Raw genomic sequence first — 18,348 nt, 5'->3', positions numbered from 1 at the left:
AAAGGGCTCCCTCAGGAGCCCTTTTTTCATTCTTCCAGTTCAGCCCATCGCTCCAGCAGCTGATCGAGCTCACGCTGTAAAGCCTCGAAGCGCTCAACAACGACACGCGTCGTTTCAAGCGGCTGCTGGTAGAACGCCGGATCGGAAATCTGGCTTTGCAGGCTCGCCAGCTCGTTTTCCGTCGCCTCGATTTGTGCCGGCAAGGCATCCAGCTCGCGTTGATCCTTATAACTGAGCTTTTTACGGGCAGGCGCCTGCTGCGCTGCTGCCTTGGATGCTTCTACGGGTGTCGCTTGAGTGGCCGCCGCATCCGACTTGGCCCCCATTTTCGACCCTGTCGCACCTAACAAGCGAGGCGATCCACCTTGACGTAGCCAATCCTGATAGCCTCCGACGTACTCGCGCACGAGGCCCTCGCCTTCAAATACCAGGGTGCTGGTCACGACGTTATCGAGAAACGCCCGATCGTGACTGACCATCAGCACGGTGCCCTCAAAGCCCAGAAGCACTTCTTCCAACAGTTCCAGCGTCTCCACATCCAGATCGTTGGTAGGTTCGTCGAGCACCAGCAGATTGGCCGGCTTGCTGAACAGCTTCGCTAGCAGCAGTCGGGCACGTTCGCCACCTGAAAGCGCTTTCACGGGCGTCCGGGCACGCTGTGGGCTAAACAGGAAATCCCCCAGATAACTGAGGACATGACGATCCTGACCGTTGATCGTGATGATTTCACGTCCTTCAGCCATATTGTCGATGACGGTTTTTTCAGGCTCAAGCGCATGTCGCAACTGATCGAAATAGGCCACTTCAAGCTTGGTACCATGCACGATTTTTCCTGCTGTCGGCTCAAGGTCACCCAGCAGCAGTTTGAGCAGCGTTGTCTTTCCAGAGCCGTTGGGGCCTAACAAGCCCATCCGGTCGCCTCGCTGCACCACCAGGGAAAAATCACGGATAATGGGTTCGCTGCCTGGATGGGCGTAATCCACGTGCTCGACAACAATGACCTGTTTTCCAGACTTGTCGGCGGTTTCCAGCTGCAGATTTGCCTTACCCTGGCGTTCGCGTCGTTCGCTGCGTTCAAAGCGCATGGCCTTCAATGCACGCACTCGCCCTTCGTTGCGGGTACGTCGAGCCTTGATGCCTTGACGAATCCAGACCTCTTCCTGAGCCAGACGCTTATCGAACAGTGCGTTGGCGGTCTCTTCCGCTGCAAGCTGCTGCTCTTTATGCACCAGAAAACTGGCGTAATCGCCTTGCCAGTCGATGAGATGGCCTCGATCCAACTCAAGAATACGTGTCGCCAGGGCTTGCAAGAAGGCTCGGTCGTGGGTGATGAACAGAATCGCACCCGGATATTGACTCAAGGCCTCTTCCAGCCAGGCAATAGCCCCGATATCCAGATGGTTGGTTGGCTCATCGAGCAATAGCAAGTCAGGTTCGGCCACCAGGGCCTGCGCCAATAGCACACGTCGACGCCAGCCACCGGAAAGCTCTGCAAGGGTCTTTTCTGCAGGCAACTGAAGGCGACTCAGCGTGCTCTCGACCAGCTGCTGCAGTCGCCAGCCATCCTTGGCTTCCAAATCCTGCTGAACGCGCATCAGACGCGTCAGGTCTTCGTCAGTGTGAATGTTCTGGGACAGTCGATGATACTCCGCCAGCAACTCCCCTACGCCAGTCAATCCCTCGGCCACAACATCGAATACGGTACGATCATCTGCCCGAGGCAACTCCTGGGGCAACTCTCCGATCTTCAGCGCCGGAGCACGCCAGATCTCGCCATCGTCTGGCATCTGCTCGCCCTTGACCAGGCGCAGCATGCTGGACTTGCCAGTACCGTTGCGCCCGATCACGCAGACTCTCTCACCCCGAGCGATCTGCCAGGACACACCGTCCAGCAATGGCATGGCACCGAAAGCCAGGGATACGCCGGTGAATTTGAGCAAGGTCATAGGCATCTCCAAGAAAAAGGACGTGCATTCTAGTGCCCATCCGCACGAACTGCATGTTTTCCTACCGACGGCACTCAATGTTTTCGTACATATGACGACAAGATTATTAGCCTGACCGTTGGTAGCTCATACGCTTTCGTCGTAATGGCCGACAAGCTAAAGTAATCGCCTTTGTGCGGCCGAGCCGCATGTACCAGCAGTCTTCTCCGGGAATCTCATGCGCGGCCGTCTGTTCAAGCTGTTGACCTGTGTCTTTGCTTCTCTCATTGGATTGGAAACCGCTCACGCGGCCCCCATTGAGCAACAACGTCTCCTATACGACCAAGCCAAGGCAGCGCTGGCCAAAGGAGATGCCAGTCTCTATTTGCAGTCACGCAATGCGTTGCAAGGGTATCCCCTGGAGCCCTACCTGCAATATGACGAGCTGACCGCACGCCTCAAGAACGCCAGCAATACAGAAATAGAGGCCTTTCTTGCCGAGCATGGCGATCTCCCGCAGGCAAACTGGATGAAGCTGCGCTGGCTGCGCTGGCTCTCCGAGCGCGGCGATTGGAGTACCTTTGACCGCTACTATGACTCCAAGCTCAACTTTACCGAGCTGGATTGCCTAAATGCCCAGCACCAGATTCAGGAAGGCCAGACAACACAACCCTTCAAAACAGCGGAAAAGCTCTGGCTGGTAGGCAAGTCACAGCCAGCCGCCTGTGATGGCCTTTTCAGTGCCTGGGCTGCTCGCGGCCAGATGCCTGAAAGCATGGTTTGGAAACGTGCCAAGCTGGCGGCCGAAGCGCGTAATTACGGGCTGGTCACCCATTTGGGACAGCAGATGCCCACCCTGGGCTCACTTGCCAACCTGATGAGCGATATCGCTCAGAAACCCCAACAGCTAGCCGATGTGCAGCGCTTCACACCTGCCAGCGAGCCCATGGCCGATGTGGTTGGTCTGGGTTTGCGACGCCTTGCCAAACAGGATCCCGAGAAAGCATTGGGCCTACTCGATACCTATAGTCAGCGCCTGCCCTTTTCGCGCGACGAAAAAGTATCCATTGCGCGTGAGATCGGGCTGACCCTGGCCAAGAACTTTGACCCACGAGCCCTTCCGCTCATGGAGCGTTACGATCCAGAACTCCGTGATGACACGGTCAGCGAATGGCGTGCGCGCCTTCTACTGCGCCTGGCCCGCTGGAAAGAGGCTTACCAGTTAATCCAGCGGTTTCCCCCATCGCTTCTGGAAACCAACCGCTGGCAATACTGGCGCGCCCGTACCTTGGAGCTGTCTCAGCCGCAAAGCTCAAGCGTACTGGCCGATTACCAGCCAGTTTCGCGTGAGCGCGATTTCTACGGCTTTCTAGCAGCCGACCGCATCAAGGCACCTTATCAGCTGAACAATCGTCCGCTCGTACTGAGCAATAGCCTTCGCAACCGCGTGCGCACCACGCCTGGTATTCAGCGCGCGCTCGAGTTCTATGCACGTGGTGAATTTGTAAATGCGCGGCGCGAGTGGTTTCATGTCAGCCGCAGCTTCAACCGGGACGAATTGGTTGCCCAGGCCCGAATGGCCTACGACATGCAATGGTATTTCCCGGCTATTCGCTCAATTAGCCAAGCCAAGTACTGGGACGATCTGGACATCCGCTTCCCTATCGCCTACCGCGACAGTTTCGTTCGTGAAGCGCGCCAGCGAGGCTTGCATAGCAGCTGGGTCTTCGCTATTACCCGGCAAGAGAGCGGCTTCATGTCCGATGCCCGTTCAGGCGTGGGAGCCATGGGCTTGATGCAGTTGATGCCTGCGACGGCAAAACATACAGCCAGCAAGTTTTCTATTCCATTGGCCAGCCCTCAATCAGCCCTGCAACCGGACACGAACATCCAGCTGGGCACCGCTTACCTGAGCATGGTTCATGCGCAATTCAACGGTAACCGTGTTCTAGCCTCAGCGGCTTATAACGCCGGTCCCGGACGTGTAAAAAGATGGCTGAAGGACGCCCGGCACTTGGCGTTCGATGTCTGGGTAGAAACCATTCCGTTTGACGAAACCCGTCAATATGTCCAAAACGTGCTGGCGTATGCTGTCATCTACGGCCAAAAACTCAATATGCCTCAGCCACTGGTAGAGTGGCACGAACGCTTCTTTGACGAAACTTGATGGCTTGAGCAGGAGCTGCAATAGCTTTGCAGCTCCTGCCTAGTTACACGTCGCCACACCAGGGTGCCATTAAGCGGCTGTGAAATTTCGTCAATCTCCGTATACTTCGCGGCTCTATTTTTTCCGCTATTGAACCGGAGAAACTCATGTTGAAGCGTTCCCTGGCCCTCGTGGCCGGTCTTACCCTGTGCGCCACTTCTCTTCTTACCCAGGCAGCAGATGCACTACGCGTCTCGGCTATCCCGGATGAAGCACCCACCGAATTGCTTCGCAAGTTCAAACCGCTGGGAGAGTACCTGGAAAAGCAGATTGGCATGCCTGTTACCTTCGTGCCGGTCTCCGATTATGCAGGCGTGGTCGAAGCGCTGGCCTCTGACAGACTGGACATGGCATGGTTGGGTGGCTTTACCTTTGTCCAGACCCAACTCAAAGCGCCTATGAATCCGCTGGTACAACGGGAAGAAGATCAGAAGTTCACCAGCAAATTCATTACAGCTGATCCAAACGTCAAATCGGTTCAAGACCTGAAAGGCAAAACGTTCGCCTTTGGTTCGATCTCTTCGACCTCCGGCAGCCTGATGCCCCGTTACTTCATGCAGCAGGAAGGGGTAGTACCGGAGCAGTTTTTCTCACGTGTAGCCTATTCTGGAGCCCATGATGCAACTGCCGCCTGGGTACAGGCTGGAAAAGTGGATGGAGGCGTTTTGAACGCTTCGGTCTGGCAGAAGCTGGTTGATGCCAAGAAAGTAGACACAAGCAAGGTCAAGGTCTTCGCGACCACTCCGCCCTATTACGATTACAACTGGACCGTCAGAGGCAATCTGGATCCGCAACTGGCGGCCAAAATCAAGGCGGCCTTTCTTGCACTGGATCCTTCGAAGCCTGAAGACAAAGCCATTCTGGATCTACAGGCAGCCAGTCGTTTTGTAGAAACTTCTCCTGAAAACTATAAGGGCATCGAAGGCTCTGCACGTGCGGCCGGTCTGTTGAAGTGAGCGTCCAGTTAGCTGGCGTGGAGCTTCTTCACGCCAATGGGCATCGCGCGCTTTCAAAGCTTGACCTGAAGATCACCAAAGGTGAATGCGTCGCACTGATTGGCCCTTCTGGAGCAGGCAAGACCAGCTTGCTCCGCCTGATGGCGACAAGCCACAAGCCAACGGCAGGACAACTCACCGTATTGCAGACCGATCCGTGGTCATTGAGCGTGTCCCGATTGAAGTCGCTTCGTGCACATATCGGTCTGATTCACCAGGCACCTCCCCTCCCGGCGCGGCAACGCGTCGTAACGGCGGTACTGGCTGGGCGCCTGGGCCAATGGCCTTTATGGAAGAGCCTGGTCAGCCTTGTCTATCCACTGGATCGTCCGGGCGCCCAACAGGCTCTGGCAAAGCTGGACCTGTCAGAAAAGCTGTATCAGCGTTGCGATCAGCTCTCGGGGGGCCAGCTCCAGCGCGTCGGCATTGCCCGCGTGTTATACCAGGCGCCTGAGCTGATACTGGCGGATGAGCCTGTCTCCGCCATGGATCCGGTACTTGCCAGCCATACACTAACCATTCTCGCTCGTGAGGCCGAAACACGAAGCGCAACGCTGATCGCCAGCCTGCACAGCGTAGAGCTGGCGCTCAAACACTTTCCGCGAATCATTGGACTACGCCAAGGCGTTATTGTATTCGACAAAGCAACGCAAGCCGTTACCTCCGATGATCTGGAGCAGTTGTATGCCAATGAGCAATTGGCACCAGAGAACTCATCCAGTGTTTATTTCATGCCTGCCACACCACCGCGATGCTGACTGCCCCCTCGCATGATCCTGCCACCCTGCCTCGTCTAGGCATCAGCCTGCTGGCAATCATACTGCTCTGGCCTGGGCTTCACCTGTCTGAGCTGGATATTCCTGGTTTGCTCACCGGTGAGAACGCCAGAATCATGGGTAGCTTTCTGGCAGGATTCTGGCCGCTAGCCTACGATTCGGAGTTTCTCTCGATAGTTGGCAAAGCCACGCTGGAAACCCTAGCCATTGCCACGGCCGGCATGACACTCGCCTGGGTGATCGCCTTTCCAGCAGCCCTGCTGGCAACACGCTCGCTTTCCATCTCCGCGCTTCATCGGCAAGGACGCCCTTCGTGGCTGGGTCAGACGATTCGCAATACGGTACGTATCGTTCTTGTAATTCTGCGCAGCATTCCCGAAATTGTCTGGGCCTTGTTATTTGTACGAGCGGTAGGCCTGGGTCCAACCGCGGGCGTCCTGGCCATTGCCATCACGTATGGTGGCATGCTGGGTAAGGTGTACGCCGAGATTTTCGAATCCGTACCTGCTGACGCGACGCGAGCATTGCTCTTGGGTGGCAGCTCGCGACTTCAGGCATTCGCATATGGACTGCTACCGGCCGCCAGCGGCGAAATGATCTCCTATACGATCTACCGCTGGGAGTGTGCTATCCGTGCATCGGTCGTCATGGGATTTGTCGGCGCTGGCGGGCTGGGGCAACAGGTCGATCTGTCTCTGCGAATGTTTGCTGGCGGAGAAGTTGCCAGCCTGATGCTGACCTTTCTGATACTGGTCATGCTGGCCGACCTGATCAGCCGCTTGCTGCGAGAGCCGTAACGATGAAAATCAAGGGCCTTGCCGCCGTTATCGTAGTACTAGCCGCCATTGCCTCGTCCTTTGCTTACCTTGAGACGAATTTTATCGAGCTGTTTTCGCGGACCTCTCTTGCGCAAATGGCGAAGTTTGCCAACGGATTTCTTACCCCGGACTTCTCCCGCAGTCACCTATACGCCATCGCTTGGGCCTGCCTGGAAACACTGGCCATGTCAGCCATGGGAACCCTATTGGCAGCCCTGTTTGGCATAATACTGGCCCTGCCTGCGGCAGGCCGACTCGGTACTCTATTCAAAGCAGTTGCGCGGTTCTTGCTCAATGCCCTCCGCGCCGTCCCGGAACTGGTGTGGGCGGCACTGATGGTACTGGCTGCAGGGCTAGGGCCCAACGCCGGCACGCTTGCATTGGCACTGCATACGGCGGGTGTACTGGGTCGCCTGTTTGCCGAGGCGCTGGAAAACACTCCGTCCGCCCCCAGCGATGCGATCAGACTGGCTGGCGGCGGACGCCTTGCCGCCTTCGCCTATGGCATTCTGCCAAGCGTCTGGCCTCAGCTGCTTGCCTATATTCTCTATCGCTGGGAAAACAATATCCGCATGGCGACGATATTGGGATTCGTGGGCGCTGGCGGCCTAGGACAAATGCTTCAAATCAGCCTCAGCCTGTTTCAGCTCGCTCAGGCTGCAACTATTATCCTGGCCATGCTGACCCTGGTACTGCTGGTAGACGCTTTCAGTGCCTGGATCCGGCAGCGGTGGATCAATCATTGATCCACCCTGGCGGTCTCATGCCTCGCCGCTGTTACCGTTTCTAGCCTGTATAAGCACCCAGGGCGCAACGACCACCGCCCAAAAGGTTGGATCGCTTACCAAAAACCCCCGTGCCTCATCCTCGGTCACCTTGGCCATTTGCCCGGACGTCAGCCAGGCAGAAACCTTGCCTGTATTGTCCTGAACAATGGCTTCTGCCGCCTCTATCAAGTCTATCTCGGCATCCACCCGAAGCAACGAACCCTTGGCAAAGTGCGGCTGTAACTCTTGCCATGTGATTTCAGCGGTCTGGCCCAACAGCGTAGCGTACAGAGTGCTGGTTTCGGACATCACGTCACCCCTAAAAATAAAGCGACATGATAGCGGCTGCCGCTTATTGTCGACAGGATTGACATGTCTTCAGCCCGGTTTCGGCTCGTATCCGATACATGATGCGACAAAGTGTATCGATACAGTCGATGTGCCACTTTTCAATTCCGTGATCGGCACTCTACACTCCGCACGTTGCGATGCCGATTTATCGTCATAACAAGAAAGCCAGCAATAAGAATAAATACTGCAATAAACGTTTGTGATCTGCCAAAACCAATAAGCATTTCGAGTGGAGCACTATGAATAAGGCAACTCAGCGTCTTTCCCGACTATTCGCCGCCATGGCCCTGGCTGGACTCACCAGCTACAGCGTCGCTGCCGATACAATAAAAATCGCTTTGGCCGGCCCGGTTACCGGTCCTGTAGCGCAATATGGGGAAATGGAATTTGTCGGCGCCAAAATGGCTATCGAGCAAATCAATAAGGCTGGCGGCGTCAATGGCCAGCAGCTCGAAGGCGTAGTCTATGACGATGCGTGTGACCCCAAGCAAGCGGTTGCCGTTGCCAACAAGATCGTCAACGACGAAGTGAAATTCGTGGTTGGCCACCTGTGCTCCAGCTCCACCCAGCCGGCGTCCGATATCTACGAAGACGAAGGCATCCTGATGATCACCCCAGCATCAACCAGCCCTGATCTCACGGCACGCGGACATAAACTGATCTTCCGCACCATTGGTCTTGACAACATGCAAGGCCCTACTGCCGGCAAATATATAGCCGAGCATATCAAGCCCAAGACAGTCGCCATCATCCACGACAAGCAGCAGTACGGTGAAGGCATTGCCACGGCCGTCAAGCAGACACTTGAAGGCGCCAATGTCAAAGTTGCCGTATTCGAAGGTATCAATGCCGGCGACAAGGACTTTTCTTCTCTGATCTCCAAGCTGAAGCAGGCGGGTGTGGATTTCGTCTATTACGGCGGCTATCACCCGGAGCTCGGCCTTCTGATGCGCCAGTCACAGGAAAAAGGCTTGAAAGTTCGCTTCATGGGGCCGGAAGGTGTGGGTAACTCTGAAATTTCCGCCATTGCAGGCAAATCCTCAGAGGGCATGCTTGTAACCCTTCCCCGCTCTTTCGATCAGGATCCGAAAAACAAAGCCCTGGTTGAAGCATTCAAAACCAAGAAGCAGGATCCGAGCGGCCCGTTCGTCTTCCCCTCCTACGCAGCCGTGCAAGTTATTGCTGATGGCATCAAGAAGGCAGGCAACACTGAAACCGATGCTGTAGCAGAGGCCCTGCGCAGCAATACGTTCAGCACACCTACAGGCGACCTGGCGTTTGACGAAAAAGGCGACCTGAAAAACTTCGAATTTGTCGTCTATGAGTGGCACGCCGACGGCACCAAGACCGAAGCCAAGTAACCGTTAAGCAGGAACTTGCCAGCACGTTGTCTGGCAAACGTCCTCAAAAGCCCACGGTATCCTCCGTGGGCTTTGTTCATTCCAAATGAGTAGGCGTGCCAAGACGCCAAAAGCACTGTGGCCGCTATTCAGGAGAAAGTAATGCCTGAGCTCTACCACTATCTTCAACAGCTGGTAAACGGTTTGACCGTTGGCAGCACCTACGCCTTGATAGCCATTGGTTACACAATGGTCTACGGCATTATTGGCATGATCAACTTCGCCCATGGCGAGGTATACATGATTGGCTCCTATGTAGCCTTCATTGTCATCGCCGGATTAGCACTCATGGGCATTCATAGTTTGCCGATCATCATGATTGCGGCCTTTGCTGCCAGCATTATTGTTGCCAGTGCCTATGGCTACAGTATTGAGCGTATTGCCTACCGTCCGCTACGTGGCAGTAATCGCCTGATTCCGCTGATCTCAGCCATCGGCATGTCCATCTTCCTGCAAAACGAAGTGCTATTGGCACAGGACTCCAAGGACAAGGCCATTCCCAGCCTGCTGCCTGGCAACATCATATTTGGCAATGATGCCATGAGTGGAGTCGTCATTTCGTACATGCAGATTCTGATCTTCGTAGTCACGTTTCTGGCCATGCTCGGATTGACACTGTTCATCTCACGTTCGCGTCTCGGCCGCGCCTGCCGAGCCTGCGCCGAAGACATCAAGATGGCCAACCTGCTTGGCATCAACACCAACAACATTATCGCCCTGACCTTTGTTATCGGCGCATCCCTGGCAGCCATCGCGGCTGTTCTGCTCGGTATGCAATACGGCGTCATTAATCCGAGCCTGGGATTTCTGGCAGGTATCAAGGCGTTTACTGCCGCAGTACTGGGCGGGATCGGCAGTATTCCAGGCGCCATGCTGGGCGGACTGGTGCTAGGGGTAGCCGAAGCGTTCGGGGCCGATATTTTTGGTGATCAGTACAAGGATGTCGTGGCATTCACACTTCTTGTCCTCGTTTTGTTGTTCCGGCCGACCGGCATTCTGGGCCGTCCGGAGGTAGAAAAAGTATGAGCAGTACCCCTTTCAACAAACAGCTTAAAACGGCTTTTTTCAGTGCGCTTCTCGTACTCGCAGTGGCCTACCCTGTTTTGGGGCTAAAACTGACCACAGTGGGTATCGGGCTCGAAGTCCATGGCGCCAGCCCAACCACCCTGACGATCATTTTTGGGGCGGCCGCCCTTATGTTCGTATGGCAGTTGGTACGTGATCGCATTCCCATGCCGCGCCGAACCAGGGGCACCCACACCTCACCACTGACCAAACTAGGCGCCCAGCTCACCGAGCCATCTGTTCAACGCTGGGTCATCCTCGGGCTGGTTCTTGTCGCGCTAGTCTGGCCATTCTTCGGCTCACGGGGGGCCGTGGATATCGCTACGCTGATTCTCATCTATGTGATGCTGGGGCTTGGTCTGAATATTGTGGTCGGCCTGGCGGGTCTTCTTGATCTGGGCTACGTCGGCTTTTACGCCGTAGGGGCATATAGTTACGCCCTGCTCTCCCACTATTACGGCCTTGGATTCTGGATCTGCCTGCCCATTGCCGGTTTGATGGCTGCGCTATTCGGCTTTTTGCTGGGCTTTCCCGTGCTGCGCCTGCGAGGTGACTATCTCGCCATCGTAACGCTCGGCTTCGGCGAGATCATCCGTATTCTGCTACGCAACCTTACCAGCATCACCGGCGGCCCCAACGGCATTAGCGGAATCGACAAGCCTACGCTATTCAACCTGACGTTTGAGCGGCGTGCCCCTGAAGGCATGCAGACATTCCATGAGTTTTTTGGCATCGCCTACAACTCGAACTACAAGGTGATCTTTCTTTACCTGGTTGCGTTACTGCTCGTCCTGCTTACGCTTTTCGTGATCAATCGATTACTGCGCATGCCCATCGGTCGCGCCTGGGAAGCCTTACGTGAAGATGAGATCGCCTGCCGTGCATTAGGCTTGAATCCGACCCTTATCAAACTCTCCGCTTTTACGCTGGGTGCCTGCTTTGCAGGTTTCGCGGGCAGCTTCTTTGCGGCTCGCCAAGGGCTGGTGTCGCCGGAATCGTTCACCTTCATTGAGTCAGCCATCATCTTGGCGATCGTTGTTCTGGGTGGAATGGGCTCACAATTGGGCGTCATTCTGGCAGCCATTGTCATGATTCTGCTTCCAGAGCTGATGCGTGAGTTCAGTGAATATCGCATGTTGATGTTTGGCGCTATGATGGTCCTGATGATGATCTGGCGGCCGCAAGGCCTGCTCCCGATGCAGCGCCCCCATTTGGAGCTGCGTAAATGAGCCAACTTATTCTTCAAGCTAAAGACCTGACCATGCGTTTTGGCGGCCTCTTGGCAGTCAATGGCGTCAATATCAGCGTCGAGGAAAAGCAGGTCGTTTCCCTGATAGGACCGAACGGCGCCGGCAAGACGACCGTGTTCAACTGCCTGACCGGTTTCTATCAACCAACAGGAGGCGAAATTCTACTTAGAGGTACGCCCATTCATGGCTTGCCGGGTCACCAGATCGCCCGACGCGGCATCGTACGCACCTTCCAGAATGTTCGGTTGTTCAAGGAAATGACGGCGGTTGAAAACCTGCTGGTTGCTCAACACCGCCATCTGAATACGAATTTTCTAGCTGGCCTTTTCAAAACTCCCGACTTTCGCCGCGCAGAATCTGAAGCCATGGACTTTGCCCGCCACTGGCTTGAGCAGGTCAACCTCACCGAGGTCGCCAACCGACCTGCCGGCAATCTGGCCTATGGCCAACAGCGCCGTCTTGAGATTGCTCGCTGCATGATGACACGTCCTCAACTCCTCATGCTTGATGAACCTGCCGCTGGCCTTAATCCTCGCGAGACGGAAGACCTGAAAGCGCTGATTTCCCTGCTGCGAGACGAGCATGGCGTAACTGTTCTGCTCATTGAGCACGACATGCACCTGGTCATGAGCATCTCGGATCATATTGTCGTTATCAATCAGGGCACCCCCCTGGCCGATGGTAAGCCGGAGCAAATCCGTAATAACCCTGACGTGATCAAAGCCTATTTGGGAGAAGCGTGATGCTGCAGTTCGAAAACGTTTCGACTTTCTATGGCAAGATCCAGGCGCTGCATGGGGTCAGCCTGTCCGTCAACAAAGGGGAGATCGTGACACTCATCGGCGCCAATGGCGCTGGCAAGTCTACCCTCCTGATGACGCTATGCGGTTCTCCTAAGGCAGCTGGCGGTAGTATTCGTTACGAAGGTGAAGAGCTGGTCGGGAAAGACTCCTCCGAAATCATGCGCAAGGGTATCGCCGTGGTTCCTGAGGGTCGCCGCGTCTTTGCTCGCCTGACTGTCGAGGAAAACCTCGCCATGGGCGGTTTTTTTACCGACAAGCATGACTATGATCGTCAGCTTGAAAAGGTTCTTGGCCTGTTTCCTCGCTTGAAGGAGCGCTATCACCAGCGCGGAGGCACGATGTCCGGTGGGGAGCAACAGATGCTGGCCATCGGTCGTGCGATGATGAGTCATCCGCGTCTCCTGCTGCTTGACGAGCCCTCACTGGGTTTAGCCCCCATCATCATTCAGCAGATTTTCGATATCATCGAACAACTGCGCGAGGATGGCGTAACGGTATTTCTGGTCGAGCAGAACGCCAACCAGGCGCTCAGACTAGCAGACCGTGGCTACGTTCTAGAAAATGGTCATATCGTCATGCAGGATACCGGCGAAGCCCTATTGGCCAACCCTGACGTACGCAAGGCCTACCTGGGAGGCTAAAGGATCGCTTGTGCGCTCCGTTCAAAAAGAGCGCACAAGTTCATTTCAGCCTTGTCCTAACGGATATAGCTCAGTAACGTTGCCACCCTTGTTTCAATGGAGAGCTCTAGATGTTAGCGCCACGCTTGCTGCTGCCCCTGACCTTGCTGGCCACGTTGCTGGCAGGCTGCCATAGCACCCCGAGCGATAGCATCGCTTCGTCCAAGGCGTCTCAAGGCGTACGCCTGCAAGGTGATTTGCGGTTAGCGAATGACCAGTTACTCTTTCGCCCCTGTCAGGAGCATCGCTACTTTCAAATAGACGATGCGGCCAACACGTCTATTATCAACGATGCTCATGAGTTGACGGCCGATAGCGGTGCCAGCAGCCTATTCGCAGATTTACGCGGAAAGATGAAATCTGGAGGGCCGGCTGGAAGCGATGGCGTATTTGCCGTTTCCGAAGTGTATCGCATGCAGTACACCGGGCCCGGCTGTTCAGACCCTAATTTCAAGCGCCTGACGCTTCGCGCAGCCGGTCATACTCCAGAATGGAATGTGGTAGTAAGTGGCCAAGGCATGGTTATAGCCTCGACCGATCGCAGCCAGCAGGCTCTTCCATATTTGCAGGAGCAACTACCCGACGGTAGTCGTAGCCTGTCTACCGAAGCCAACGGCGAGCGTGTCGAGCTATGGGTCAGTCCGCAGCGCTGTGTTGATGAAAGCACTGGTACGGTTCAATCCCTTCAGGCGGAGCTGCGTGTCAATGGCAAGAGCATGTCAGGCTGCGCGCACTATGGCGGTGCTACTGACACCCATTAAAGAAATCCAGTCCTGCGTGCTGTTACTAAGCCTCAAACAGCACGCATTGGCAATGAAAGTCTCTTATCCAAGGTTCTTCGTTTACTGCCTCATGGGCGCCCGCCTTACATTAGACGAATATCTATTTCGCCAAGCTCACTAGGCCTGCTAGTTTAATATCTGTTTTAGCTGAATTATTTCACACATCAGTCGACATCTTATAGGATGCCTCCCCTTCCCAAGAGTGGCCATCTGCCATCAATGCCTATATTTCAAGACCACTCTGCGCCGCCTTTGCCTACTATGCTCAGTACTACTTTTACCCGCCGCGTATTCCCCTTGGTTACAGTATTGCTGTTCCTGATGTTTTCGCTCGCATGTGGGCTGTTGATCCACAACGCTCGTAGCCAGGATCAACAGGCTCAGGCAGACACCTTATACGCTGCTCAAAAAGCCCTTGAAGACCTGAATACAAGCATAAAAAAGGACATATCTGACTATTCCAAATGGGGTGAGCTTTACAAGAACATGCACCTTAAGCTCAACATCAGCTGGGCGTATGACGGAGAAAACCTGGGCGAATCGATTTATGAGCTCTATGGCTTTCAGGGATTACTTGTTTTAGATGCGCAGGACAAAACCGTCTATTCACTGTTTGAAGGTGAGCAAACCCCTCTTGATGCCCGGCAATGGCTACAAGGCGATTTTGACGCTCTGCTGAAGAAGGCACGCGCGCCTGAAAATAAGGAAGAGGTAGTCAGTGAGCTCCTGAAAGTCGACTCAGTACCTGCCATCGTTGCGGCTGGATCCATCACGCCAGGAAAAGACCCAACCGTTAAAGAGCGGCCCGGCACCCGCTCAGTACTTCTCTTCGTCGATATCCTTACACCAGACAAGCTCAAAGCGCTGGGTACGCAATATGGATTAATCAATCTGCGGACTACACAGACGCCTCAGATTGAAGGCTCGTCCACGCTTCGTCTAGCACCTGGCGCTGATAGCTACTTGGCCTGGGACCCGCCACGTCATGGCCAGGCGCTGCTTGACTCGATTCTTCCCTACTTCGGTATCGCGGGCCTCATGCTGATCGCGTCAACCTGGCTAGTCCTGCGTAATGCACTTTCTACCGCACGACTCATGGAGGCTCATTACGTTGAATTGACTCAGAGCAAGGAAGCTTTAGCGGTTAGCGAGGAGCGCTTTAGAGACGTAGCAGAAGCCGCGTCGGACTGGCTGTGGGAAATCGATGCTCAGTACTGCCTGACCTATCTTTCAGGGCGCTTCGAGGAAGTTACAGGCACTACACCTGAGCAGTGGCTTGGTAAAAACCTTGATGAACTGCTGACAGCAGACCATGAGTCATTAACAACATGGCTGAACCATCGAAGGAACGCCTCTACATCTACTCCACTCGTCTGTCATTATCATGACCGACAAGGTAAGCAGCGGACCTGCCGCGTCTCGGCGCGACCGATAAAAGACGGCACGCAAGGGTTTCGCGGCACGGCCAGCGATATTACCGACGAGGTCAAGGCGCTAGCTCAGGTAAGGCACCTGTCTCTGCATGATCCCTTAACCGATCTGCCCAATCGCAACCGTTTGAACGAGTTTCTAAAAAAGCATGTAGGCCCATCAACACGCGTTGCCCCTGTGGCCTTGTTAAGTGTGGATCTGGATCGCTTCAAACCGGTCAACGATGCGCTGGGTCATGCAGCGGGCGACAGAGTGCTCAGGGAAGTAGCCAAGCGCCTGCGTAATTGCATTCGAGAAGCCGATCTAGTCGCGCGGGTCGGTGGTGATGAGTTTATTGTCGTGATGACCCGCCTTCAGAACCATGAAGAAATTTCTGCGCTGAGCTCACGAATCATTGATCAGCTCCATCAGCCTATCAAAGTGGATGACCAGACCGTGTTTATTGGAGGAAGCATAGGCGTTGCACTAGCGCCCTCTGATACAAATAACGCAGAGGAGCTTCTGCGGCTCGCCGATATTGCGCTTTATCAGTCCAAGGCTGCGGGCCGTAATACATGGCGCTTCTACTCCCACGAAATGAACAAGCTGATTACCAGCCGTCGACGCTTGGAGAACGATCTCCGTCAGGCGTTGGAAAGAGAAGAATTGAGCCTCCATTTTCAGCCACGTTATTCGCTTACGGGAAATCGGCTGACCGGGTTCGAAGCGCTATTACGCTGGCAGCATCCTGAGCATGGCATGCTGCTACCCGATAGTTTCATTGCACTGGCAGAAGACACCGGCCTTATCGTTCCCATCGGAAACTGGGTACTGAAACGCGCCTGCCACGTAGCCGTCAAATGGCCACAACCGGTGGGTATTTCTGTGAATCTCTCGCCCCGACAGTTTGGTCGTCACGACCTGATCAATCAGGTACAAAATGCGCTGACCGAGAGTAGGCTGGATCCTTCCAGACTTGAACTGGAAATTACCGAGCGCGTCATGCTGGACGATGCTGACGGAGCGCTGGAGACACTCAACAGCCTGAAGGCGCTCGGGATACGTCTCCACATGGACGATTTTGGTACAGGCTTTTCTTCTCTGGGATACCTACGCAGCTACCCCTTTGATGGCATCAAGATAGACCGCAGCTTTGTCGCTGGTATCGGTACAAACCCAGACGATCGCGCTATCGTCCAGGCCATCATTACGTTGGGCCAATCCCTTGGCATGACGGTTACGGCTGAAGGCGTAGAAACAGCAGAGCAACTTGAGCACCTACGTGGCGATGCCTGCGACGAGGTACAGGGCTTTCATTTCAGCAAGGCATTACCTGCGCATGAACTGTCTCTACTGTTTGGCTGAGCAAGCCCAAGCCCCGGTTCAACGTTCGGTAACAACCGCGACATCCGGTCCTGCACCACGCCGCTGATTACGATCATCACGCGGCGTCACACCAAAGAAATTTCGGTAGGCGCTGGAGAAATGAGGCCCCGACGAAAAACCGCACGACAGCCCAATCTGAATAATAGATTTGCTGGTCTGCATCAGCATCTTGCGTGCCCGATTCAGCCGAAGCTCCAGATAGTATTGGCTTGGCACACGTGACAGGTACTGCTTGAAAATGCGCTCGAGCTGACGACGTGACACGCAGACATGCTGTGCGATTTCATCAGTGGTAAGCGGCTCTTCAATATTAGCCTCCATGAGCATCACTGCCTGGGTCAGCTTCGGATGACTGGAGCCCAGCCGGTTTTTCAGTGGGATTCGCTGGCGTTCATTACCCTCGCGGATTCGCTCGACAACCAGCTCTTCCGAAACAACACCAGCCAGGTCCGCCCCATGGTCATGGCTCAGCATGGCCAAGACCATGTCCAGGATAGCCAGACCGCCACAGGCAGAGAGCCGGTCACGGTCCCACTCAAACAGATGATTAGTTGCGATAACCTTGGGATACTGCTCTGTGAAATCATCCAGCCAGCGCCAGTGCACCGCAGCGCGGTACCCGTCAAGCAGACCTGACTGAGCCAGCGGAAATACGCCTGCTGAAATAGCCCCTACCTGCACTCCGGATCGAGCGCACTGCTTTAGCGCCGTACTCAGCGGGACCGAGAGTGATTGCGGAATCTCATCCGCCAACAAAAACACTCTTTGGAAGTGCTCCAGTTGAGCGGGCCAGGAGATATGCGTCAAGCGCTGCTCGGCCTGATCGATGCGTATCAATTCAAGCACGTATTCAGCGCTGGCCTGCTGCCGTCTAGCCACTCGAAAGGCTTCTTCGGCCAGGGCTACCGTCAAAGGGCGGGTTTCGGGCCAAATCAAAAAGCCTATACGAATGGCCATATGTTATTTCAAGCTGCCAGACAGGAATTGTTGTAGTCGCACACTGCTCGGATTAGCCAGGACTTCACGAGGATTGCCAGACTCCTCGACGCGCCCCTGATGCAGAAAGATAACCTGATTGGAGACCTCTCTGGCAAAGCCCATCTCATGGGTAACCACCACCATGGTACGCCCTTCAAGCGCCAGGTCACGCATCACCTTGAGCACCTCTCCTACCAGCTCAGGATCCAGCGCAGAGGTAGGTTCATCAAACAGCATGACTTCAGGCTCCATGGCCAGCGCGCGAGCTATTGCTACACGTTGCTGCTCGCCTCCCGACATATGGGCAGGGTATGCATCCTTACGATGAGATACCCCGACCTTGGCCAGATAACGCTCAGCTCGCTCGATGGCTTTAGCCTTGGGAACACCCAATACATGAATTGGCGCCTCGATCACGTTCTGCATCACCGTCATATGTGACCATAGATTGAAATGCTGAAACACCATCGCCAAGCGCGAGCGCATCTTCTGCAGCTGCTTGGGATCTGCCGCCTTGAGCGCACCCTGCTTGGTAGACTGCAGCTTGAGCTCTTCACCATTAAGCAGGATTTTGCCCGCATGGGGCTGTTCCAGCATATTGATGCAACGTAGCAACGTCGATTTACCCGAACCGCTGGAGCCGATGATACTGATGACATCGCCGGCCTTGGCCGCAAGCGAAACCCCCTTGATCACCTCATGATCACCGTAACGCTTGTGTAGATCCTGTATTTCAAGTTTGAACATGGTTTCAAA

The 18,348-nt window shown here is 55.0% G+C and carries 16 protein-coding genes; 12 read left to right on the top strand and 4 right to left on the bottom strand.

Features of this window, described 5'->3' with window-relative positions:
* Positions 1-26: 26 nt before the first annotated feature.
* Entirely contained in the window at positions 27-1,946 is a 1,920-nt protein-coding gene (locus tag AC4LF3_RS06785) for an ATP-binding cassette domain-containing protein (protein ID WP_491834987.1), read from the bottom strand.
* 217 nt (positions 1,947-2,163) lie between these two features.
* Between AC4LF3_RS06785 and AC4LF3_RS06780 the strand changes: the two genes are divergently transcribed.
* From AC4LF3_RS06780 to phnE, 5 genes are all read left to right on the top strand, one after another.
* The gene (locus tag AC4LF3_RS06780; RefSeq protein WP_491834986.1) at positions 2,164-4,092 is read left to right on the top strand and encodes a transglycosylase SLT domain-containing protein; all 1,929 of its coding nucleotides are present in this window, start codon (positions 2,164-2,166) and stop codon (positions 4,090-4,092) included.
* Between the two features lie 146 nt (positions 4,093-4,238).
* Complete coding sequence (locus tag AC4LF3_RS06775; RefSeq protein WP_491834985.1) at positions 4,239-5,087, top strand: putative selenate ABC transporter substrate-binding protein; 849 nt, start codon at positions 4,239-4,241, stop codon at positions 5,085-5,087.
* Positions 5,084-5,884 carry a phosphonate ABC transporter ATP-binding protein gene (locus tag AC4LF3_RS06770; protein WP_491834984.1) on the top strand — a complete coding sequence of 267 codons (801 nt, stop codon included), beginning with the start codon at positions 5,084-5,086 and terminating at the stop codon, positions 5,882-5,884. The genes AC4LF3_RS06775 and AC4LF3_RS06770 overlap by 4 nt, the downstream gene beginning before the upstream one ends.
* On the top strand, positions 5,878-6,699 hold the full coding sequence (locus AC4LF3_RS06765; protein WP_286789182.1) for a PhnE/PtxC family ABC transporter permease: 822 nt from the start codon (positions 5,878-5,880) through the stop codon (positions 6,697-6,699). Before AC4LF3_RS06770 ends, AC4LF3_RS06765 begins: the two co-directional genes overlap by 7 nt.
* Positions 6,700-6,701: 2 nt before the next feature.
* Positions 6,702-7,466, top strand: a complete 765-nt coding sequence (gene phnE, locus AC4LF3_RS06760) for a phosphonate ABC transporter, permease protein PhnE (protein WP_074827505.1) — start codon at positions 6,702-6,704, stop codon at positions 7,464-7,466.
* 15 nt (positions 7,467-7,481) lie between these two features.
* Here phnE and AC4LF3_RS06755 read toward each other — a convergent pair whose 3' ends face one another.
* Complete coding sequence (locus AC4LF3_RS06755) at positions 7,482-7,796, bottom strand: DUF2288 domain-containing protein (RefSeq protein WP_019365894.1); 315 nt, start codon at positions 7,794-7,796, stop codon at positions 7,482-7,484.
* 281 nt (positions 7,797-8,077) lie between these two features.
* Between AC4LF3_RS06755 and AC4LF3_RS06750 the strand changes: the two genes are divergently transcribed.
* From AC4LF3_RS06750 to AC4LF3_RS06720, 7 genes are all read left to right on the top strand, one after another.
* On the top strand, positions 8,078-9,199 hold the full coding sequence (locus AC4LF3_RS06750; RefSeq protein ID WP_491834983.1) for a branched-chain amino acid ABC transporter substrate-binding protein: 1,122 nt from the start codon (positions 8,078-8,080) through the stop codon (positions 9,197-9,199).
* Between the two features lie 141 nt (positions 9,200-9,340).
* Positions 9,341-10,264 (top strand): high-affinity branched-chain amino acid ABC transporter permease LivH, encoded by a 924-nt coding sequence (gene livH / locus AC4LF3_RS06745; RefSeq protein WP_010797684.1) that lies wholly within the window; start codon positions 9,341-9,343, stop codon positions 10,262-10,264.
* Positions 10,261-11,532 carry a high-affinity branched-chain amino acid ABC transporter permease LivM gene (locus tag AC4LF3_RS06740; protein ID WP_010797683.1) on the top strand — a complete coding sequence of 424 codons (1,272 nt, stop codon included), beginning with the start codon at positions 10,261-10,263 and terminating at the stop codon, positions 11,530-11,532. Before livH ends, AC4LF3_RS06740 begins: the two co-directional genes overlap by 4 nt.
* Complete coding sequence (gene livG / locus AC4LF3_RS06735; RefSeq protein WP_010797682.1) at positions 11,529-12,296, top strand: high-affinity branched-chain amino acid ABC transporter ATP-binding protein LivG; 768 nt, start codon at positions 11,529-11,531, stop codon at positions 12,294-12,296. The genes AC4LF3_RS06740 and livG overlap by 4 nt, the downstream gene beginning before the upstream one ends.
* Positions 12,296-12,997, top strand: a complete 702-nt coding sequence (locus AC4LF3_RS06730) for an ABC transporter ATP-binding protein (RefSeq protein ID WP_010797681.1) — start codon at positions 12,296-12,298, stop codon at positions 12,995-12,997. The genes livG and AC4LF3_RS06730 overlap by 1 nt, the downstream gene beginning before the upstream one ends.
* 110 nt (positions 12,998-13,107) lie before the next feature.
* A complete protein-coding gene (locus AC4LF3_RS06725) occupies positions 13,108-13,797 on the top strand; it encodes a hypothetical protein (protein ID WP_010797680.1) in 690 nt (229 codons plus the stop codon).
* 282 nt (positions 13,798-14,079) lie between these two features.
* The gene (locus AC4LF3_RS06720) at positions 14,080-16,593 is read left to right on the top strand and encodes a bifunctional diguanylate cyclase/phosphodiesterase (RefSeq protein WP_491834982.1); all 2,514 of its coding nucleotides are present in this window, start codon (positions 14,080-14,082) and stop codon (positions 16,591-16,593) included.
* Positions 16,594-16,611: 18 nt separating this feature from the next.
* On the opposite strand, the gene AC4LF3_RS06715 is transcribed toward AC4LF3_RS06720, so the two are convergent.
* Together AC4LF3_RS06715 and AC4LF3_RS06710 are read right to left on the bottom strand one after the other, a co-directional pair.
* Positions 16,612-17,571, bottom strand: coding sequence for a GlxA family transcriptional regulator (locus AC4LF3_RS06715; protein ID WP_019365888.1), 960 nt, complete (start codon positions 17,569-17,571; stop codon positions 16,612-16,614).
* Positions 17,572-17,574: 3 nt separating this feature from the next.
* Positions 17,575-18,339 (bottom strand): ABC transporter ATP-binding protein, encoded by a 765-nt coding sequence (locus AC4LF3_RS06710; protein ID WP_010797676.1) that lies wholly within the window; start codon positions 18,337-18,339, stop codon positions 17,575-17,577.
* Positions 18,340-18,348 lie beyond the last annotated feature (9 nt).

Source organism: Pseudomonas sp. C2.3V (genome assembly GCF_058536325.1).
Note: the sequence above shows the minus strand (reverse complement) of the source record. Positions and strands in the feature narration are given on the sequence as shown.

Bases quoted from the DNA above. Each gene is read 5' to 3' on its own strand.
- AC4LF3_RS06785 (WP_491834987.1), bottom strand. From the start codon at position 1,946: ATGACCTTGCTCAAATTCACCGGCGTATCCCTGGCTTTCGGTGCCATG.
- AC4LF3_RS06780 (WP_491834986.1), top strand. From the start codon at position 2,164: ATGCGCGGCCGTCTGTTCAAGCTGTTGACCTGTGTCTTTGCTTCTCTC.
- AC4LF3_RS06775 (WP_491834985.1), top strand. From the start codon at position 4,239: ATGTTGAAGCGTTCCCTGGCCCTCGTGGCCGGTCTTACCCTGTGCGCC.
- AC4LF3_RS06765 (WP_286789182.1), top strand. From the start codon at position 5,878: ATGCTGACTGCCCCCTCGCATGATCCTGCCACCCTGCCTCGTCTAGGC.
- phnE (WP_074827505.1), top strand. From the start codon at position 6,702: ATGAAAATCAAGGGCCTTGCCGCCGTTATCGTAGTACTAGCCGCCATT.
- AC4LF3_RS06755 (WP_019365894.1), bottom strand. From the start codon at position 7,796: ATGTCCGAAACCAGCACTCTGTACGCTACGCTGTTGGGCCAGACCGCT.
- AC4LF3_RS06750 (WP_491834983.1), top strand. From the start codon at position 8,078: ATGAATAAGGCAACTCAGCGTCTTTCCCGACTATTCGCCGCCATGGCC.
- livH (WP_010797684.1), top strand. From the start codon at position 9,341: ATGCCTGAGCTCTACCACTATCTTCAACAGCTGGTAAACGGTTTGACC.
- AC4LF3_RS06740 (WP_010797683.1), top strand. From the start codon at position 10,261: ATGAGCAGTACCCCTTTCAACAAACAGCTTAAAACGGCTTTTTTCAGT.
- livG (WP_010797682.1), top strand. From the start codon at position 11,529: ATGAGCCAACTTATTCTTCAAGCTAAAGACCTGACCATGCGTTTTGGC.
- AC4LF3_RS06730 (WP_010797681.1), top strand. From the start codon at position 12,296: ATGCTGCAGTTCGAAAACGTTTCGACTTTCTATGGCAAGATCCAGGCG.
- AC4LF3_RS06725 (WP_010797680.1), top strand. From the start codon at position 13,108: ATGTTAGCGCCACGCTTGCTGCTGCCCCTGACCTTGCTGGCCACGTTG.
- AC4LF3_RS06720 (WP_491834982.1), top strand. From the start codon at position 14,080: ATGCTCAGTACTACTTTTACCCGCCGCGTATTCCCCTTGGTTACAGTA.
- AC4LF3_RS06715 (WP_019365888.1), bottom strand. From the start codon at position 17,571: ATGGCCATTCGTATAGGCTTTTTGATTTGGCCCGAAACCCGCCCTTTG.
- AC4LF3_RS06710 (WP_010797676.1), bottom strand. From the start codon at position 18,339: ATGTTCAAACTTGAAATACAGGATCTACACAAGCGTTACGGTGATCAT.